This is a genomic window from Pseudomonas sp. 9.3L, from assembly GCF_058536285.1.
In genome coordinates, this window is record NZ_JBZUBK010000001.1 from 1,726,900 (window position 1) to 1,746,549 (window position 19,650).

General features: G+C 62.0%; 16 protein-coding genes and 1 pseudogene. 8 read left to right on the forward strand and 9 right to left on the reverse strand.

Annotated features, from left to right (window positions below; genetic code table 11):
* The first annotated feature begins 28 nt into the window (after window positions 1–28).
* Entirely contained in the window at window positions 29–442 is a 414-nt protein-coding gene (gene arfB / locus AC4LE2_RS07835; protein WP_491825218.1) for an alternative ribosome rescue aminoacyl-tRNA hydrolase ArfB, read from the forward strand.
* Here arfB and AC4LE2_RS07840 read toward each other — a convergent pair whose 3' ends face one another.
* From AC4LE2_RS07840 to galE, 7 genes and pseudogenes are all read right to left on the reverse strand, one after another.
* Complete coding sequence (locus tag AC4LE2_RS07840; protein ID WP_491825219.1) at window positions 443–1,741, reverse strand: APC family permease; 1,299 nt, start codon at window positions 1,739–1,741, stop codon at window positions 443–445. It lies immediately after the preceding gene.
* Between the two features lie 132 nt (window positions 1,742–1,873).
* Entirely contained in the window at window positions 1,874–2,212 is a 339-nt protein-coding gene (mazF, locus tag AC4LE2_RS07845) for an endoribonuclease MazF (RefSeq protein WP_491825220.1), read from the reverse strand.
* Window positions 2,212–2,454 (reverse strand): AbrB/MazE/SpoVT family DNA-binding domain-containing protein, encoded by a 243-nt coding sequence (locus tag AC4LE2_RS07850; protein ID WP_491825221.1) that lies wholly within the window; start codon window positions 2,452–2,454, stop codon window positions 2,212–2,214. The genes mazF and AC4LE2_RS07850 overlap by 1 nt, the downstream gene beginning before the upstream one ends.
* Before the next feature lie 94 nt (window positions 2,455–2,548).
* The gene (locus tag AC4LE2_RS07855; RefSeq protein WP_491825222.1) at window positions 2,549–4,141 is read right to left on the reverse strand and encodes an ABC transporter substrate-binding protein; all 1,593 of its coding nucleotides are present in this window, start codon (window positions 4,139–4,141) and stop codon (window positions 2,549–2,551) included.
* A 113-nt stretch (window positions 4,142–4,254) separates the two neighbouring features.
* Window positions 4,255–4,746, reverse strand: a complete 492-nt coding sequence (locus AC4LE2_RS07860) for a GNAT family N-acetyltransferase (protein WP_491825223.1) — start codon at window positions 4,744–4,746, stop codon at window positions 4,255–4,257.
* An 83-nt stretch (window positions 4,747–4,829) separates the two neighbouring features.
* Window positions 4,830–5,746: pseudogene (locus AC4LE2_RS07865) on the reverse strand (SLC5/6 family protein).
* Between the two features lie 140 nt (window positions 5,747–5,886).
* A complete protein-coding gene (gene galE, locus AC4LE2_RS07870) occupies window positions 5,887–6,957 on the reverse strand; it encodes a UDP-glucose 4-epimerase GalE (protein WP_491825224.1) in 1,071 nt (356 codons plus the stop codon).
* Window positions 6,958–7,249: 292 nt separating this feature from the next.
* Here galE and AC4LE2_RS07875 point away from each other — a divergent pair, with 292 nt between their 5' ends.
* From AC4LE2_RS07875 to AC4LE2_RS07890, 4 genes are read left to right on the forward strand one after another with little or no spacing between them, the layout of a single operon-like run.
* Complete coding sequence (locus tag AC4LE2_RS07875) at window positions 7,250–8,425, forward strand: glycosyltransferase family 1 protein (protein WP_491825225.1); 1,176 nt, start codon at window positions 7,250–7,252, stop codon at window positions 8,423–8,425.
* A complete protein-coding gene (gene glf / locus AC4LE2_RS07880; protein ID WP_491825226.1) occupies window positions 8,413–9,618 on the forward strand; it encodes a UDP-galactopyranose mutase in 1,206 nt (401 codons plus the stop codon). The genes AC4LE2_RS07875 and glf overlap by 13 nt, the downstream gene beginning before the upstream one ends.
* Complete coding sequence (locus tag AC4LE2_RS07885; RefSeq protein WP_491825227.1) at window positions 9,605–10,777, forward strand: beta-glucosidase; 1,173 nt, start codon at window positions 9,605–9,607, stop codon at window positions 10,775–10,777. Before glf ends, AC4LE2_RS07885 begins: the two co-directional genes overlap by 14 nt.
* Window positions 10,774–12,519 (forward strand): ABC transporter ATP-binding protein, encoded by a 1,746-nt coding sequence (locus AC4LE2_RS07890; RefSeq protein WP_491825228.1) that lies wholly within the window; start codon window positions 10,774–10,776, stop codon window positions 12,517–12,519. The genes AC4LE2_RS07885 and AC4LE2_RS07890 overlap by 4 nt, the downstream gene beginning before the upstream one ends.
* Here AC4LE2_RS07890 and pnuC read toward each other — a convergent pair.
* Window positions 12,516–13,100 carry a nicotinamide riboside transporter PnuC gene (gene pnuC / locus AC4LE2_RS07895; protein WP_491825229.1) on the reverse strand — a complete coding sequence of 195 codons (585 nt, stop codon included), beginning with the start codon at window positions 13,098–13,100 and terminating at the stop codon, window positions 12,516–12,518. The two genes, AC4LE2_RS07890 and pnuC, sit on opposite strands and share 4 nt — an antisense overlap.
* A gap of 145 nt (window positions 13,101–13,245) precedes the next feature.
* Here pnuC and AC4LE2_RS07900 point away from each other — a divergent pair, with 145 nt between their 5' ends.
* The 3 genes from AC4LE2_RS07900 to AC4LE2_RS07910 all read left to right on the forward strand — a co-directional run bounded on the left by AC4LE2_RS07900 (window position 13,246) and on the right by AC4LE2_RS07910 (window position 17,992).
* Window positions 13,246–14,691, forward strand: a complete 1,446-nt coding sequence (locus AC4LE2_RS07900; protein ID WP_491825230.1) for an FAD/NAD(P)-binding protein — start codon at window positions 13,246–13,248, stop codon at window positions 14,689–14,691.
* 301 nt (window positions 14,692–14,992) lie between these two features.
* Complete coding sequence (locus tag AC4LE2_RS07905) at window positions 14,993–15,256, forward strand: hypothetical protein (protein WP_491825231.1); 264 nt, start codon at window positions 14,993–14,995, stop codon at window positions 15,254–15,256.
* A gap of 96 nt (window positions 15,257–15,352) precedes the next feature.
* Window positions 15,353–17,992 carry an excinuclease ABC subunit UvrA gene (locus AC4LE2_RS07910; protein ID WP_491825232.1) on the forward strand — a complete coding sequence of 880 codons (2,640 nt, stop codon included), beginning with the start codon at window positions 15,353–15,355 and terminating at the stop codon, window positions 17,990–17,992.
* Window positions 17,993–18,011: 19 nt separating this feature from the next.
* On the opposite strand, the gene AC4LE2_RS07915 is transcribed toward AC4LE2_RS07910, so the two are convergent.
* Window positions 18,012–19,586 carry a sensor domain-containing diguanylate cyclase gene (locus tag AC4LE2_RS07915; RefSeq protein WP_491825233.1) on the reverse strand — a complete coding sequence of 525 codons (1,575 nt, stop codon included), beginning with the start codon at window positions 19,584–19,586 and terminating at the stop codon, window positions 18,012–18,014.
* Window positions 19,587–19,650 lie beyond the last annotated feature (64 nt).

The following is a 19,650-nucleotide window of genomic DNA, read 5'->3' on the forward strand; positions in this document are numbered from 1 at the left end:
GGCCTATAACCGCAGTTCAGGCTGGCCCATGCTGGAAATTTCAAATGCTGTGCACTTACACGACAGCGAGGTCGAACTCACGGCCATCCGTGCCCAAGGGGCGGGGGGGCAAAATGTCAACAAGGTGTCGAGCGCCATGCACCTTCGCTTCGATATCCTGGCCTCGTCGCTGCCGGTGTTTTACAAAGAACGGCTGCTCTCCAGGCGCGATAGCCGTATCACCAGCGAAGGGGTAGTGGTCATCAAGGCCCAGCAGTACCGGACGCAGGAGCAAAACCGCGCCGACGCCCTGGAGCGGTTGAAGGCGCTGATCCTTGAGGCAGGCCAGGTGGAAAAGGCGCGTCGGCCCACCAAGCCCACCCGCGCCTCAAAAACCCGCCGGCTGGACGCCAAGGGCAAGCGCGGGTCCATCAAGGCGGGCAGGGGCAAGGTGGAGTTTTAATTAGCGGCGGCTCAGGGCCCGGTTTGCGCCATAGAGCAACAGGCCCACGCCCAGCATCACGCCGGCACGCAGCCAGGTGGCCGGCCCTTGCTGCGCCAGCAGCAACAGGCACGACAGCACCGCCAGCACCGGAAATACCCAATGCACGCTGAAGTGCGGCGTGGTGACCTTGTCGCGTTTGAGCACCAGCACTGCCACGTTGGTGCTGAGAAACACGAACAACAGCAACAGCACCACAGTTTGTGCCAGCACCTCAAGCGTGCTGGTAAAGGTCAGCGCGATCGCCACCAGGGTGGTGGCCAGAGTGGCCCAGCCGGGTGTGCCACGGCGGAGCAGTACACGGCCAAGCGCGGCAGGCAACAGCCCTTCGCGCGCCATGCCGTAGGCGAGCCGGCTGGCCATGATCATGGTCAGCAACGCACCGTTGGCCACGGCAATCAACGCAATGACGGCGAACCACTGGCGTGGAATACCCAAGCCGGACGCGCTGATCACCTCCATCAGCGGTGCGCTGGAGGCCTTGAGTTGTTCCACCGGCAACACCAGCGCCGCCCCGGCTCCCACGAGCAGGTACATGGCACCGGCAATCAGCAATGCACTGAACAGCGCTTTGGGGTACACGCGGCTCACGTCCTGCACCTCTTCGGCCAGGTTGGCCGAGGTCTCGAAGCCTACGAAGGAGTAGAAGGCAAGCAATGAAGCGCCAAGGATGGCCGCCGCCGGGGCCTGGGCGTCCACCTCGACCAGGCGCGCCGGCACCGCATGGCCGCTGGCGGTGTACCACGCGGCAGCCACCACCACCATCACCAGACCGCTTAACTCTATCAATGTCATGACCAGGTTAGCGCTTAAGGATTCTTTGATGCCTCGGGCATTGAGCAGCCCCACCACGATGAGAAAGCCTGCGGCGACCCACCCCGAAGGCCATTGCACGAACGCCCCGAGGTAATCCCCCGCGAACGCCACCGCAAGGCCTGCGGCGCTGGTTACGCCTGCGGCCAGCATCGAAAACCCCACCAGGAACGATAACAAAGGCTTCCCAAACGCCCGCTCGGCGAACACCGCAGCGCCGCCGGCCTTGGGGTATTTAGTGACCAGTTCGGCATAGGAGGCGGCAGTCAGCAGGGCGAAAAACAACGCAATCAACAAGGGCGCCCAAATGGCCCCGCCCACTTGACCGGCGATGGTCCCCGCCAGTGCATACACACCGGCGCCCAACACATCGCCGAGGATGAACAGGATCAAAAGCGGGGTGTTTACTACCCGGTGCAATGCACCTGGCGCGGTGGCTGTCGTCATAAGAAGGCGCTCGTCTTTAAGGCGGCATCATGCCGTAGTGCAAGATCAGAGCGCCGGGTGGGGTTCAAGGTTCTATAGCGGGCGCTGGGTTAGCGGCACTACGCTATTTCATCCCTGCCTCATAAGACTCGCTTAAGGCTTACCTATCAACGAAGTCGCCATGAGGCGGACGGCACTTAATTCTGAGGCAGAGATTGAGCCCTTGAACTCGGCCTTGCGTGCTTTCCAATCCAGGCTTTTCACCTGATCCGCCAGCACAGCGCTCGAACGTTCACCGGCTACCTCCACTTCGAAGGGATAACCCTTGATGTGTGTAGTGAGGGGGCAACACAACATCAAGCCGGTTTTATGGTTATACGACGCAGGGCTAAGGACAACGGCCGGGCGATGGCCGGCCTGTTCATGACCTGCCTGTGGGTCGAAATAAAGCCAAACGATATCGCCGGCCTCCGGAACGTACCGACGCACCATCAGAAGGTTTCCCTACCCACCGGGTAGTCGAAATCAACTGCAGAGTGCAGGTTATCCGCGCTAATCGCGGCAATCAGGGCGTCCACGTTGACCTCTTTGGTATGCACCGGCTCGATAATGACTCGTCCTTCTTCGACGCGAACGTCCACCACCGCGTCTAAAGACAGTTTTGCCAGCTTCATGACCGAAGATGGAATTCTGACCGAAGGGCTGTTGCCCCATTTCTTGATAGTGACTTGCATAAATAGAACTCCGAGGGTGTATCGACAAGGACGATACGCTAGCACGCGACCTTTCCAGTATCAACCTTGTCGATACGCTCAGGGCGCCTGTTTTTTATTTCACACTCACCCCATAAAACCCAGTCACGCCGAAGGGGTTGATCTTGAAGCCCTCGACGTTTTTGCTCATCGGCTGGGACACGGTGGAGTGGGCCATGGGGCTGACCGGCACCTGCTGGTGGATGATCTGCTGGGCCTGGCTGTACAGGCGGCTGCGCTCGTTGCGATCGGTGAGGGTCTTGGCCTTCTGGATCAACCCGTCTACCTCCTTGTTGCACCAGCGGGCGTAATTGCTGCCGCCGATGGCGCTGCACCCGTACAGCACGCCCAGCCAGTTGTCGGGGTCGCCGTTGTCGCCGGTCCAGCCGTAGGTGAGCACGTCATGTTCGCCGGCCTTAGCGCGCTTGATGTATTCGCCCCATTCGTAACTGATGATCTTCGCCTTGATCCCGACCTTGGCCCAATCCTGCTGAATCATCTGCGCCGATTGCCGGGCGTTGGGGTTGGACGAGCGCTGTACGGTCATGGCCCACAGGGCGATTTCCGTACCAGGCTTCACGCCCGCTGCGCTTAACAACTGGCGGGCTTTTTCCGGGTCGTAGGGCGCGCCCTTGATAGTGGTGTCATAGGACCATTGCGTAGGCGGCATCACGTTCTCGGCCACCTGGCCAGCCTCCTGGAACACCGTGCTAACGATGGCTTGCTTGTTAATGGCCATGTCCAAGGCGCGACGCACCTCCGGTTTATCCAGGGGAGGGTGCTGGGTGTTGTAGGCCAAAAACCCTACGTTGAAGCCGGGTTGTTCGAGCACTTGAAGGTTGGGGTCTTTTTTCATCTCCACCACGTCAGCCGGCCGCGCATAGCTGCTGACCTGGCATTCGCCCGCCTTGAGCTTTTGCATTCGGGTAGCAGCGTCCGGGGTGATGGCGAAAATCAGCTCGTCCAGCTTGACGTCCTCAGGCTTCCAATAATGGCTGTTGCCTTTGTAACGAATCACCGCATCTTTTTGATAACGGGTGAACACGAAAGGCCCTGTGCCCACGGGCTTCTGGTTAAGGCGTTCCGGGTGGCCTGCCTTGAGCAACTGCGCTGCATATTCGGCAGACTGGATCGACGCAAAACTCATGGCAAGGTCGGCAGCGAAGGCGGCATCGGCGTGCTTGAGCACGAACACCACCGTCTGGTCATCCTGCTTGTTCAGCGCGGTGATGTTTTCGTCCAGGCCCATGTCAGTGAAGTAGGGGAATTCACTGGGGTAGGCCTGACGGAAGGGCTGTTGCTTGTTCCTCATGCGTTCGAAGGTGAACAGCACGTCATCGGCGTTGAAGTTTCGGCTGGGGGTGAAGTCATCCGTGGTGTGGAAGGCTACCCCCTCGCGCAGGTGGAAGGTATAGGTCTTGCCGTCGGGGCTCACATCCCAGCGCCTCGCCAGGCCAGGCTCCAGTTCGGTGCTGCCTCGCTTGAACTGTACCAAGCGGTTGAACACGGTCTCGGCCGCGGCATCGAACTCGGTCCCAGAGGTGTACTGAGCGGGGTCAAAGCCTGCCGGGCTGGCCTCAGAGCAGTAAATCAGGGTAGAGGCATGGGCTGCGGGGGCCGCCGCCAAGAGGCCTGCCGCGAGTAAGGAAAGGGTGTGAGGGAAACGCATGCAAGAGGCTCCATCCAGTTGAATGAATGACGCAGAGGAGGGCACAGCGTCTTTGCCTCTGACCAACGCACGCCGGCTTAGTGCAGCGCAGGCCGCCAACGTAGCGGCTACGCCTATAGCGCCTTTTGCCAGAACAGCGCCTTGCCCATGGCAGGGTCCAGCTCGAACGCGCCGTAACCCAGCTTGCGGTAGGCGGCCTGGGCCGTTGCGTTACCTTCGAGCACTTCCAGGGTCATTTTGCAGCAGCCGCGTTGGCGCGCGATGGCTTCAGCGGCGGTCAGCATCTGTTGGCTGATGCCTTGCCCTCGGTAGCCTTCGATCACCACCACGTCGTGGATGTTGACCAAGGGTCGGCAAGCAAAGGTGGAAAACCCCTCGAAGCAGTTCACCAGGCCCACGGGTGTGGCGCCAGCAAAGGCCAGCAGGCTGAAGGCGTCCGGGCGCTTGGCCAGTGCGCTGGCCAGCGTGCCCAGCACTGACTCAGGCAGTGCCTCGCCCCCGCCCATCGGGTCCTGGGCGTAGAGGTTCAGCAGGTGTGTCAAGGCGTGGGCGTGCACCGGGTTGGTGTACTCGGCCTGTACAACCTCGATAGGCTGGGCGTGCATGAGGGCTCCGTTGCGATAAGGCGCCAGGCGCGCCAGGGGCGCAGTCTAGCGCACTCGAGAGCGCCGCTGGACGCGTGGTGTGTTTACACCAGCGAGTACACCAGCGCCGAGATCGCCACCAGCCCTACCACAACCACGAAGGTGTTTGACCATTCCCCGGCATAGCGGTGCAGCGCTGGAACCCGCCGTACAGCGTACATCGGCATCAGGAATAAAATAGCGGCGATCACCGGGCCACCCAGGGTCTCGATCATGCCCAGGATGCTCGGGTTCAGCGTTGCCACCGCCCAGCACACCCCAGCCATGGCGGCCGCCACCAGCCGGTCTTGACGTGCCGTAGTGCCACTGCTCCTGCGCGCCTTGTTCAGCAAGCCGCGCAGGCCTTCACTGGCACCGATGTAGTGGCCCAGGAACGACTTGGCGATGGCCACTACGGCGATGATGGGCGCTGCAAAGGCGATGGTAGGGTTGTTGAAGTGGTTGGCCAGGTAGGACAGGATCGACAGGTTTTGCGCCTTGGCGTCGGCCAGTTGCGCCGGGGAAAGCACGAGTACGCAACTGAACACGAAGAACAATACGGTGATCACCATCAGGGCGTGAGCGCGGGCCAGCACCCGGCTGCAACGCGGCTCGGCGGTCTCTCCCCAGGCGCGCTTTCGGTCCACCGCAAAGGCCGAAATGATCGGCGAGTGATTGAACGAGAACACCATCACCGGAATGGCCAGCCACAGCGTATGGATCAGCGCTGACCTTCGCGGCCGGACAACACAAAGCGCGTAAGCCCGCGGTGGGCATAGAAGGTCATGGGAAAGGCCAGCAGCGACAGCACGATCAGTGGCCAGAAGCCGCCGATGCCTGCGTTGATCGGCAAAAACAAGGTGCCAGCGCCGATGGCGGTGCCGAACAACCCGAGCATCCAGGTGGTGTCTGCGTGCCCCCATCCGGTATCAGTGGCAGCAGTGACGGGGCATGCCCCGGCACGTGAGGCGTGCTCATTCATGGGCGACTCCGTTAGTAAGGCTTTGTACAAGGTCGCCGCCACAGGCCTAGGCCTGAAGGTAGAGCGGCGCCCGTAAAAAAGGGGCGTGATTGTGAAAGGTTTAACGCCGCTTGCAAAGCCCGACAATAGAGATACGCCAGTTACCCGGTGCGTTCAGTGCCCGAAGCTGGGGACACCATGGCCGTTTCCAGGCGTGTGCTCTCGGTGTAGCCCAACGGGTTGGCCTGCTGCCAACGCCACGCATCGCGCAGCATGGTATCGAGGTCGTGCTGAGCAACCCAGCCCAGTTCGTCCAGAGCGCGGGAAGGGTCTGCCCAGCATTGAGCCACGTCGCCAGAGCGGCGGGGTTGTAGATCCACCGCAAGAGGTGCGCCGCTCACGCGTTCGAAGGCGTGGACCAGTTCAAGCACCGAATACCCAAGCCCTGTGCCCAGGTTCCAAGCACGCAGCCCGGCGTGATCGCGCAGATAATTCAGGGTATTGAGGTGGCCCGCCGCAAGGTCGACGACATGGATATAGTCCCTCACCCCTGTTCCATCAGGCGTGGGGTAGTCGTTTCCGTAGAGTGGAAGGGCCGGCAAATGACCGCTGGCTACTCTCAGCAGATAGGGCAGCAGATTGTTGGGCGTTGCCCGCGGGGATTCACCCAGTAGCCCTGACGGGTGGGCGCCGACGGGGTTGAAGTAACGCAGCAAGCCAATGCGCCAGCGGTCATCGGCCTTGGCCAGGTTGGCCAGCACCTGCTCAGTGACCAGTTTTGAGTGCCCATAGGGGTTAGTGGCTGTGACGCATTCAGCCTCTTCGCTGATAGGCATTTGGGCGCAATCGCCGTAGACCGTAGCCGATGAGCTGAACACCAAGGTGAACACCCCGGCATAGGCCATGGCCTGACACAGGTTAATGCTGCCTACTACGTTGGTATCGTAATAACGCAAAGGCTCACGGACGCTTTCGCCTACGGCCTTGAGGCCTGCAAAGTGCATCACCGCTTCAATGGGGTAGCGGGCAAACAGCTTATCCAGCGTGCCTCTGTTGCGGATGTCACCGACCACTAGCTCGGCCCGGCGACCACACAGCCGTTCCACACGGGCAAGGGATTCGCGGCTGCTGTTGCACAGGTTATCCAGTACAACTACCTCTTCGCCTGCTTCCAGCAACGCCAAAACCGCATGAGCACCGATGTAGCCCGTTCCTCCAGTCACTAGAATCATGAATAGTCCTTTGCATACGTACAGTAAAGGGGGGTGAGCCTTTTGCTCTAAGAGGACGAGCCCCTGTCAGCTCGCTCTAATACGGAGCGGCCGCTTGGACGCGTGGTTCAACCCGAGATGCGAACGGTGGTGTCGTTCGTCGCTTGACCGCTTATGCGGGTGAACGACACAGGTAGGGTGAGTATCCACTTAAGTGGCTGTCGGTGAGCCGCAGCCTTCGTAATCCTGTCGTGTGGCAGAGGGGGCTTTGCTGTGTGCCGATGATGCGCAACGACCACCAGGATCCCCACGAATGACAACAACGCCACGCCCATTAAAGGCTGCAGTAGCCGAAGAACAGGTTCCACGTCAGGGCGCCGCCCTGGCCGCTCGCCCTCTACTGGTGTGCCTTTCACACCTACGCTGGGGTTTTGTGTACCAGCGCCCTCAACACCTGATGTCCAGAATGGCCCGCGAATTCGATGTGGTGTTCTTCGAAGAGCCGCTGCCAGGAGAAACGTCTGCCCCGTATGTGGAGGCCTTCCCTCAGCCCAGTGGTGTAACGGTACTTACACCGCGTTTGCCCCACGGCCTGGATGCCGCCGGCACTGATGCCGCGCTACGCACCTTGCTGGATGACTACCTGGCCAGCCATGCCCATGCCCAGCTGATGCTGTGGTATTTCACGCCCATGAGCCTGACCTTCAGCGAGCACCTTACGCCAAACGTCACTATCTACGACTGCATGGACGAGCTGTCTGCATTTCACGGGGCACCACCAGAGCTGATCACTCGCGAAAAGCAGCTGTTGGCCAAGGCCGATGTTGTGTTTACCGGAGGGGTCAGCATTTGGGAGGCCAAGAAGAACCAGCACCCTAACGCCCATGCCATGCCCAGCAGCGTGGATATCCAGCACTTTGGTGCAGCGCGCACCGGCCTGCCTGAGCCGCTGGATCAAGCGGCCATCGCCCACCCTCGCTTAGGCTTTTTTGGGGTAATCGATGAGCGCTTCGATGCCGAGCTGATGGAAGCCGTGGCGCGCCAACGCCCTGACTGGCAATGGGTAATCCTTGGCCCGGTGGTCAAGATCGACCCTGCCAGCCTGCCAGTGCTGCCCAATATCCATTACTTGGGCGGCAAAGGTTACGACCAGTTGCCGGCCTACCTGGGCGGTTGGGACGTGGCCACGATGCCCTTCGCCCGCAACGAAGCCACTCGGTTTATCAGCCCCACCAAGACCCCTGAATACCTGGCAGGTGGCTGCCCTGTGGTGTCCACGTCCATCACGGACGTGGTACGCACCTACGGGCACAGCGAGGTGGTGCACATCGCCGATGAGCCGGCGGCCTTCATCGCAGCGGTGGAGCAGGCCCTGGCACAGCGACAGCACCCTGAGCACCTGCTGGCAGAGGCTGACAAGGCCCTGCACGGCATGTCGTGGGACACCACCTGGAATGCAATGATGGAGCAGATCAAATGCCTCGCGTAACCCTTGAGCAAGCCCGCGCCAATGCCGCCTCAAGCAGCGCAAGCGGCCAGCCTTTTTATGACTACCTGATCGTGGGCGCAGGGTTCGCGGGCAGCGTGTTGGCCGAGCGGCTGGCCGCAGGCCTCGGCAAACGGGTGTTGTTGGTAGACCGGCGTGACCATGTGGGCGGCAACGCCTACGATCACCTGAACGAAGCCGGGGTGATGGTTCACCGTTACGGGCCGCATATCTTCCACACCAATGCACAGCGCATCGTGGATTACCTCTCCCGCTTCACCGAGTGGCGCCCCTACGAACACCGTGTGCTGGCCGACGTGCGTGGCAAGCAAGTGCCCGTGCCGATCAACCTCACCACCTTGAACACCTTGTATGGGCTGGACCTGGACGAAGCGGGCGCGCAGGCATTCCTGGCCGAGCGTGCCGAAGCCGTGGACCCGATTCGTACCTCCGAAGACGTGGTCGTGGGGCAAGTGGGCCGCGAGTTGTACGAGTTGTTCTTCCGCGGCTATACCCGCAAGCAGTGGGGCAGGGACCCGTCCGAGTTGGATCGCTCGGTGACCGCCCGCGTGCCGACCCGTACCAACACCGACGATCGCTACTTCACCGATACCTTCCAGATCATGCCGCTCGAGGGCTACACGAAGATGTTCGAGCGCATGCTCGACCACCCCAACATCGACATCCTGTTGAGCACTGATTTCGCCGAGGTCGGCGGTGAACTCAGCCGGGGTCATTTGGTGTACTGCGGCCCGGTGGATGAGTATTTCGGCTTCAAGCTTGGCCGCTTGCCTTACCGCTCGTTGCGCTTTGAGCACAAAACCCTCCCTCAAGAGCAGTTCCAGCCGGTCTCGGTGGTCAACTACCCGAACGAGGAGGTCCCGTACACGCGTATCACCGAGTACAAGTACCTCACCGGCCAGGTACACGATCACACCAGCCTGACCTACGAGTACCCCAGCGCCGAGGGCGACCCTTACTACCCCGTGCCTGCGCCGGAAAACGCCGCCTTGTACCAACAGTACAAAGCCCTGGCCGACGACACTGTGGGGGTCACCTTCCTGGGGCGGTTGGGGACTTACAAGTACTACAACATGGACCAGGTTGTAGGGCAGGCATTGGCCTTGTATCAAAAGCTCGAAGCAGCCGAACCGGGCCACGTGGACACTGAGGCGCAAGCCCATGCACAGGCCTGAGACCTTCTCCAGCTTTTTGATGGGGGGGTTTGAGTGTTCCAGTTGCCGCCGGCGGGACGGGCGCAGGCTCGACCTGCTGGCGGGTACGGGTCATGACCGCTGGGCGGAGCGCGATTACCATGCGCTCCAGGCCCACGGGCTGCGCACCGTGCGCGATGGATTGCGCTGGCACCTGATAGAGCGTCAGCCGGGCATCTACGACTGGCGCAGCTTCGATGCATTACTGGACGCCGCTAGCGCGGCGGGGACCCAGGTGATCTGGGACATTTGCCACTACGGTTACCCAGACGGGCTGGACATCTGGCAGCCGGCGTTCGTAGAGCGCTTCGCACGGTTCGCGGCGGCGGTCGCCTCCCATGTTCGTGAGCGCGGCGACAGCGTGCCGTTCTACTGCCCGATCAATGAAATCTCCTTCTGGGCATGGGCTGGGGGGGAAGTGGCCTATTTCAACCCCCATGCCTCTCACCGTGCAATGGAACTCAAGCACCAGTTGATACGGGCCTCCATCGCGGGCATCGACGCGATCAGAGGCGTCGATGCACGTGCGCGCTTTGTGCAAGTCGACCCTTTGATCCATGTGCGTGCAATGCCTCAGCGGCCCGGAGACGGGGAGGCGGCCGAGCGCTATCGCTTGGCCCAGTTCGAGTCATGGGACCTGCTCACCGGCAGGGCGTGGCCAGGGCTGGGTGGGCGGCCGGAATACCTGGATATCCTTGGGGTCAACTTCTATGCGCAGAACCAGTGGTACTACAACGGCGAGCGCATTGCGTTGGGGGACCCGCATTTCCGTTCGCTGGCCGGCATGCTCAAAGAAGCGCACGCCCGTTACGGCAGGCCCCTGGCGATCACTGAAACAGGTGCCGAGGGCGTACAGAGGGCGCAGTGGTTGTCGTACATCGGCGATCAAGCCGCGCTGGCGTTGAAGTCCAATATTCCTCTGGAAGGTGTCTGCTTGTACCCCGTACTGGATTACCCCGGCTGGGACGACGACCGTCATTGCCCTACCGGCCTTTTAGGCTTCGCTGACCCCCAAGGCGTCAGGGCCGTTCACACGGACACCGCCGTGGCGCTTCGCAGGATTGCTGAGCAGTGCGGGCAAGGCACTGCACACCCCGCTCAACCCCTCGACACTCGCAGTGGGAACCTGGAGGTGTTATGAACCGTGCCGTACCGCCGCGCAGTGCTGGGCGTTTTCTGTGGCACTACGTGCGGCGGCGGCCCTTGGCTTACAGCGTGTTGGTGGCGTTCATCATCAGCGGCGCAAGCTGTGCAGTTGCAGTGCAGTACGGCATGAAGCTGCTGGTGGACACCATGAGCGAGTCTGGCCCCGGCAGCGGCCAGGTGTGGCTGCCCTTTAGCCTGTTCATAGGGCTGATTGCCCTCGAAAACCTGTTCTGGCGGCTCGGCGGGTGGCTCGGGTGCCGCACCGTGGTGGCTAGCTGCGCCGAAATGCGGGTTGACCTGTTCAGCCACTTGACCGGCCACCCTATGGGCTACTTTGCAGAGCACTTCGCCGGGGCCCTGGGCAGTCGAATCTCTGCAACCGGCGGTGCCGCCGGCGCCGTATATGGCGCGTTGATCTGGAGAATCACACCGCCCTGCGTCGACTTTATTGGCGCCATTGTGGTGTTGGCTACCGTGCGGTTGGAAATGGCTTTTGCATTGGTGCTATGCGTGCTGCTGGTGGCCGCGATCATTACTTATTTTGGTATTCGCGGGCGCGGCAAGCACCAGCGCTTCGCCGCCCAGGCGGCCACGGTAGGGGGCGAACTGGTGGACCTGGTGTCGAACGTCTGGGCCATCAAGGCGTTTTCGGCGCGTGAACGGGAGCGCGAGCGGCTCGACCAGAAGATCCAGGTAGAGGCCCGGGCCCAACGGAGCAGCTGGATGTACCTTGAAAAAGCCCGGGTGTTTCACGACGTTTGCCTGGCGCTGATGGCAGGCGGCATGTTGGCCTGGGCCATCGGGTTATGGTCTGAGGGTGGGGTAACGGCAGGCGATGTAGTGCTGGTGAGCGCATTGACCTTCCGCATCCTGCATGGCTCGCGAGACCTCGCCTTGGCTCTGGTGGACACCAGCCAGCACATGGGCGCCATCAGCGAAACCCTGGGCATCATCGCCCAGCCCCATTCGCTACCAGACCACCACGAGGACTGGCCGGTGCAGCAAGGGGCCATCGAGCTTGAGCAGGTGGGTTACGCCTACCCGGGAGGCGCGGTGGTGGTGGATAACCTTCAGGTACGGATAGACCCTGGTCAGCGGGTGGGCGTCGTGGGCCCGTCCGGTGCGGGCAAAAGTACGCTGATTGGCTTGATTCAGCGCCTGGATGATGTCACTGCCGGGGCGATCCGCATCAATGGGCGTGACATCCGTCAGATCAATCAAGACAGCCTGCGACGGCAAATCGCGGTGGTGCCCCAGGAGCCGGCCCTGTTCAACCGCACCATTTATGAAAACATCCGGTACGGCCGGCCAGAAGCCACGCCTGAAGAGGTGTATGCCGCCGCCCGCAACGCCTACTGCCACGATTTCATCGAGCAGTTGCCGCAAGGGTATGACACGCCCGTGGGCGAACGCGGGGTGATGTTGTCGGGCGGGCAGCGGCAGCGGCTGGGTATCGCCAGGGCCTTTCTCAAAGACGCGCCGATTCTTATCCTCGATGAAGCCACTGCCGCGCTGGACTCACGGTCAGAGGCCGTGATCCAGGCGGCACTTACCGACCTGATGCAGGGGCGCACGGTGCTGGCCGTGGCGCACCGGTTGGCCACGGTGGCGCACTTTGACCGAATACTGGTGATGCGGGCGGGTAGTATCGTAGAGGACGGCCACCCAGACCACTTGCGTCGCAGCGGTGGATTGTTCGAGGCCCTGTGGCAGGCCCAAACCATGCCGCAGGCTTAACAGGCCGGGTGTGAGTGGCCCGGCTGTGCTGCAAGTGCCCGCCGCCAGGCCTGGAGGCCATACACTGCCAGTACGATGAAACCGGCGTACAGCACGGCGGTCAGCGGCAAGGCCTTATGGTAGTAAAGCCCGGTGTATACGGCGTCGAGGACGATCCATAGCCCCCAGCTTGCGATGTATTTTCGAGCTGCCCAATAACTGGCAACCAAACTATAGGCCGTCAAGGTAGCGTCCAGCCAAGGCACGGCAGCGTCGGTGAAGTGGGCCATGCCAGCGCCCAGGGCCAGCGCAATTATTGCCCCCATGGCCAGGCTTACACACCCTATAAGCACGGGCAGCCGCCCAACTTGCACCCGCCCGTGATCAACCACACCCGCCTGCCACCGCCACCAGCCATACCCCTGCATGCCCACAAAGGCCAATTGCAGCAGCATGTCTGAGTAGAGTTTGACGTCGTAGAAAATCCATACGTACAACAGCACTGCAATTACATTGACGGGCCAGCACCAAGGCGTGCGGCGTGCTGTGAGCCAGACGCCCAGCACATTGACCAGTACTGCAATGATTTCAAGGCCCGACACTGAAAACTTCCTTCTTTATTAATAGGTGCGGTTGCAGGGCACAGTATGCCCCGGCCAGGGCCGTAGCGTGCAGGGCGGTGTACCATTGCGGCACATTTCAACACGCGCAGGCGCGCACCGCTGCGGCCCGACTCGAGAACGCCCCATGAACGACAGCCCTGCGCCCCGCCCCGATATTCACCAGGCCGACGTGCTGATCGTAGGTGGGGGGCTAAGCGGCGCCTTGCTGGCGATGCAATTGCTGCGCCTGCCCGGTAACAGGCGCATTGCAGTGTTTGAGCCACGCGCCGAATTGGGCCGGGGCGAGGCCTACAGCGCCACTGAACTGGGGCATACCCTGAACGCTAACGCTGCCCGCATGAGCGTTGACCCTGATGCCCCCGACGACCTTACCCTGTGGCTTACCGCGCAGTTAAAGGCAGGTGAATGGCCAGACGCGGCCGCGCAATCGGTGCCGGTGGCGCAGTTATTTCCGCCCAGGGCATTGTTTGGGCGTTATGCGGCCCAGCGGCTCGACGAAGCCGTAGCGGCCGCGCCTGGCTCACGGCTGCAGCATGTGCGTGAAGAGGTCGTAGACCTGTTTCCCAACGAGGGCGGCGTGTGCCTTCAGACGTCAAACGGCTGCCGCTGGCAGGGCGCGCAGGCGGTGATCGCCACTGGGGTATTCGCGGCCTCGCGTACCCCGCGCGTGGGTGCAGGCGCCTTTCGTAGGGCGACAGGCATCGGCCCATGGGATGTAGCAGCCCTGCGCGCGCTGCCGACCCACGCGCCAGTCGTGATCGTAGGGGCGGGCCTGACCATGATCGATGCACTGGTGTCGCTGCGTGAAGCCGGGCACCAAGGGCCTATCGAGGTGATCTCGCGCCATGGGCTGCTGCCCCAGCCCCGTCGCCAGCCACCGGCCTGGCCTGACTTCCTGGCTCAGGCCCCACAGCTACGTAGCCCGCTTGAGCTGTGCCGGGCGCTGCGTGAGCAGTGCCGGCTTGCGGCGGCGCAAGGCATCGACTGGCAGGCACCCCTGGACACTGTGCGTGCCCATGTGGGCAGGCTGTGGTACCAGGCCAGCGAGGTGCAGCGGCGCCAGTTCGTGCGTCACCTGCGGCCTTGGTGGGAAAGCCATCACCATCGCTCACCCCCGCAGGGTGCCGCGCTGCTGGCTGCTTTGATAGAACGCGGGCGGCTACAGGTGCGGGCAGCCACGCTGCTTGATGCGCAGCGCAGCCCGGAGGGCATGCGGTTGAGCCTGCGCGAGCGGGGCCAGGCACTAACCGTCACTTCAGAGGTGGCGGGTTTCGTGGATTCCAGTGGAATCGAATACGACTGGCGCCGCGTGGACAGGCCCCTGCCGCGACAACTGCTGACACGCGGGCTTGTACGCCCAGGGCCGTTAGCATTGGGCATCGATGCACACCCTGGCGGGGCGACGGTGAGCGCCACCGGCGAGGTCTCTGAGGTGATATTCGCGCTCGGGCCACCTTTGCGTGGGGTGTGGTGGGAAAGCACTGCCGTGACCGACGTGGCAGCGCAAGCCAAGGCCCTGGCGGCGCGGCTAGTGACCGCCAGGGAGGTTAGTGCGCCTCTGATGAATTGAGGCTTGAGCCGCTGCCTAAAGACAAGAACCGGACACGTAAAGTCGTGCAAATGGCCATTGCCGGATATTTGACGACGACGTTTGATCATTACAGTGTTTAATGCAAAAGATTTTCGATTAGTGGCACTTTGAAAACTTCTTATAAAACAAATATTTAAAATAATAAAAATCTATACTCCTGATTAGCGCCACGTTACCGACAGACGGTAGCCATGTGCCATTGTTTTGCGTTGAGCGGCTGTGCAGAATCGCGCAGTTTTCTTAACGAAGTCCGTCTGGCCTCGCACAGGAGTGTTGGCAAATGATGAGTGTTTTTGTAGTTGTAATGAATTTGTGTTCACCGGCTGAAGGCTGTTTGCAAGAGCGCCGCCCCACCGCCTATGCCTCTCGGGCTGAATGTATGGAGTCGGTCGCGACCATGCCCAGCGCCAGAGGCGTGAAGTACCACTGCGTGGCCACCTCTCAGTACATGGTCAGTGAAGATCGCCGCGCTACCAAGTCTCACCTGGCGACTACTGCCACCTCGACAACGCCAGTGCTAGAGGCACCTCGGATCAAGCCTTGATCTGAGCGGCCAAGGCGCAAGGCCTTGGCAGACCCTGCTGAACGATTACCGAGCGACAAGGCTCGAACAGGGGTCTAAAACAGCAGGAATACCTTGATGACTTCCACGCCTGACGCGCCGGGGGCTAATCCCGGTAACGGCTTTGTGCGGGTGCGCGGCGCTCGTGAGCACAACCTTAAAAACGTTGACGTGGACGTTCCGCGTAATGCTTTGGTGGTGTTCAGTGGCGTCTCCGGTTCGGGTAAATCCTCCCTGGCCTTTGCCACCCTGTACGCTGAGGCGCAACGCCGCTATTTCGAGTCCGTGGCACCCTATGCGCGGCGCTTGATAGACCAGGCGGGTGTGCCGGATGTAGACAGCATTGAAGGCTTGCCGCCTGCGGTGGCTTTGCAGCAACAACGCGGCACGCCTAACGCACGCTCCTCGGTAGGGAGCGTTACCACTCTGTCGAGTCTGATCCGCATGTTGTATTCACGTGCCGGGAGCTATCCGCCAGGGCAGCCCATGCTGTACGCCGAGGATTTTTCGGCCAACACCCCGCAAGGCGCCTGTACCCATTGTCACGGGATCGGCAGGGTATTCGATGTCAACGAAGCCTCGATGGTACCCGACCCATCGCTGACCATCCGTGAGCGCGCCATCGCCGCCTGGCCCAAGGCATGGCAGGGGCAGAACTTGCGCGACATCCTGGTCACCCTGGGCTATGACGTCGATACCCCGTGGCGTGACCTGCCCAAGGCTGATCGGGACTGGATTCTCTTCACCGAAGAAACGCCCACTGTGCCGGTGTACGCCGGGCTTACCCCTGAGCAGACCCAGGCAGCGCTGCGGCGCAAACTCGAACCTAGCTACCAGGGCACCTTCACTGGGGCGAGGCAGTACGTGCTGCATACCTTCAGCACGAGCCAGAGCGCAATGATGCGCAAGCGGGTAGGGCAGTTCATGCGTGCCAGCCCGTGCCCGGCCTGCGAAGGAAAGCGGCTTAAGCCTGAGGCCTTGACCGTGCGCTTCGCTGGGCTGGACATCGTCGCCCTGTCGCGGCTGCCGCTTAACGAATTGGTGATGCTGCTCAAGGAGGTGGCTGACAGCGCCTACCTGACGGCAGGTGAGGACCCAGAAGCTGGTGTGCTGTCCCCCGAGGCTGCACAGCAGGCAATGGCTGCGCGGGTAGCCGCTGGCGGTAGCGCTCATGCCAGTGGCAAAGAGGTTCGGTTCACGCCCAACCTGTCCATCGAAAAACGGCTGGCCGCGCAACGCATCGCCAACGAACTCTTAGAACGGCTAGTGGCGCTCATCGACTTGGGGCTGGGCTACCTTGACCTGGAACGCGCCACGCCCAGCTTGTCGTCCGGTGAGCTACAGCGGTTGCGCCTGGCCACGCAGCTCAACGCTCAGTTGTTTGGCGTTATCTATGTGCTGGACGAACCTTCTGCAGGCCTTCACCCCGCCGACAGCCAGGCCTTGTTCGAGGCCCTCTTGCGCTTGAAAGCGTCAGGCAACTCGGTGTTCGTGGTGGAACATGACATGGACACCTTGCGCCGCGCCGACTGGCTGGTAGACGTAGGCCCAGACGCGGGCGAGCGCGGTGGCGAGGTGCTGTACAGCGGCCCGCCGCAGGGCTTGGCCGAGGTTAGCCGGTCACGCACCGGCGCGTACCTGTTCGCGCCGCCCGACACCACACGGCGCACCCCACGGCCCGCCGAACACTGGCTTAAGCTCGAAGGCATCACTCGCAACAACCTCAAACAGGTGGATGTTGCCTTCCCCCTAGGCTGCCTGACGGCAGTTACTGGCATTTCAGGCTCTGGCAAATCCAGCCTGGTGAGTCAGGCCCTGCTGGAGTTGGTAGGCGAGCAACTGGGTCAGGCACCGGTTGCTGAGCCTGACGAGCACGCACTGGAGGACGCGCCTGCACTCGTCAGCGAGGGCCGCATCACGGAAGGGTTGGAGCAGGTACGTCGGTTGGTGCCGGTGGACCAGAAGCCTATCGGGCGGACCCCTCGTTCCAACCTGGCTACCTACACCGGGCTGTTCGACCACGTGCGCAAGTGCTTTGCCGCCACGCCAGAGGCCACGAAGCAGGGGTTCGATGCCGGGCAGTTTTCCTTCAATGTGGCCAAAGGTCGCTGCCCTACGTGCGAAGGCGAGGGGTTCGTCAGCGTTGAACTGCTGTTCATGCCCAGCGTGTATGCGCCATGCCCTACCTGCCACGGTGACCGCTACAACCCACAGACCCTGGCGATCACCTGGCAAGGGTTGTCTATCGCGGACGTGTTGCGCTTGACGGTCGAACAGGCGCTGGACTTATTTGCCGAGGAGCCTGCCGTGCGCCGCTCGCTGGAAGTGTTGCGGGATATTGGCCTGGGGTATCTGCGCCTGGGCCAGCCCGCCACTGAATTGTCCGGTGGCGAGGCGCAGCGCATTAAGCTGGCGACCGAGCTTCAACGCAGCGCCCGGGGCGCGACCCTGTACGTGCTTGACGAACCCACCACTGGCTTGCACCCCCAGGATGTGGACCGGCTGCTGGTGCAGCTCAATCGGCTGATCGAGGCAGGGCACAGCGTGATCGTGGTAGAGCACGACATGCGCGTGGTGGCCGCCAGCGACTGGGTCATCGACATTGGGCCCGGTGCAGGTGCCGCCGGAGGCCAGGTGGTGGTGTGCGGGCCGCCTGAGCAGGTGGCCGCGTGCAAAATCAGTAAGACGGCGCCTTTCCTCAAGCAAGCGCTGGGCTAGCGAGCGGGCAGGGGCCGGTTTACACCTGGCTCCGGCTGCACACCTCTGGGCCCATGGCGCGCCAGCAATTGCGGCCTGAATGTTTGGCCGCGTACAGCAGCGCGTCCGCCGCTTTTATCAAGGCGGCAGGCGCAACCTCCTGGCTGCCCGGCTCGCACACGTACACGCCAAGGCTAGCGGAGACCACGCCTTGTTCGTTGTCTTCGTGGACAATCCCCAAGGCGCGGATGCCTTGAAGCACATCGTCGGCCACCTTGCAGGCGCCTTCGAACGGTGTATTGGGCAGCAAAAGGGCCATTTCTTCACCGCCATAGCGCACCGCCAGGTCACTGGTGCGGTGAACGGTAGCCGACAGCACGCTTGCTACCGCCCTCAAGCATTCGTCGCCGGCCGGGTGGCCATAACGGTCGTTGAAGCGCTTGAACCGATCCAGGTCCAGCATGATCATCGTGACCGGGTAATTAAGCCGTCGGGCACGGCTAAGCTCATCAATCAAGGCGATGTCCAGCTTGCGGCGGTTGGCCAGCCCGGTGAGCCCGTCGTGGAAGGCCATCTGGCTAAGGCCGCGCTGAGCCGCGCGCAGTTCTTCCTCAACCCGCAAGCGTTGGCGGAATTGGCGCATCAGGCCTGCGCCAAAGCAGCCAATGCCTGCGCCGAGCACGGCTAAAACGAGCAAGGTTTTTATCAGGTCTACCACGCGTGGCTGCATCACCGAGTGACGGGACAGGGCTGCGCCCGCCACCAGTGGGTAGCCGTCTATTCGCGTGAAGCCGAAAAAGCGCCGATCGCCGTCCAAGCTGGAGGTGATATCCCCCACGCCGCTATCCATGCGAGGTAGGTAGCGGGTGAACAACTCACCACGCGCAATGCTCACGCCCACCATATTCGGCAGCAGTGGACGGCGCGCCAATAAGGTGCCATCGGCGAGCGTGAGCAGAAACACCCCGTGGTCGTCGATCTGGAAACCTGCGTAATAGCGTTCGAAGTAGCTGAGCTGCAATGTGGCCAGGAACACGCCTGCAAAGGTGCCATCAGGGTTGTTGATTCGGCGAGACACCGGTATCACCTGCTCGCCCGTGGAGCGGCTGATGATCACCGGCCCGATGTGCAGACCGCTGTCAGGATGAGCACGGTGGTAGGTAAAGTACTCGCGGTCTGCGTTGTTGGCCTGGGCTGGCACCTCGTCCTTATCGGTGACCAGCCATTCCCCGTTGGCACCGTAGATAAACAGCCCATGCAGCTGGGGCAATAATTGAACCTGGCGCTTGAGCAACGCATGCAGGCGAGGAGGGTTGAGGTTGGGCAGGCCGTCGCCCTCGATACGCTCGGTGATGCCACCGGTCATGGAATCCACCTGGCGTATCGCGCTTTCGGCATGTTGCGCGGTAGCGCGCGCCAAGTTGGCGGCACTCGCGGTGGCGTCGTCGATGGCGCGCTGGTATTCATGCCATAAGCGCGCCCCTTCCAAGGCCACGATGATGGCGATGATGCTTAGGGTGAAGGCCAAGGTAAGCCGTATCACACGGGTTGAGCGTGTGAGGTCTAGCGAATCGGCGGCGTCGAGCGCGCTCAAATCAAGGTGCGGGGGCGCCATGTGGCCTCGTAGCATCAATACCATGCGTTTCGGCACAGTCTGGCAGCCCTTGTGCCGAGCGTCC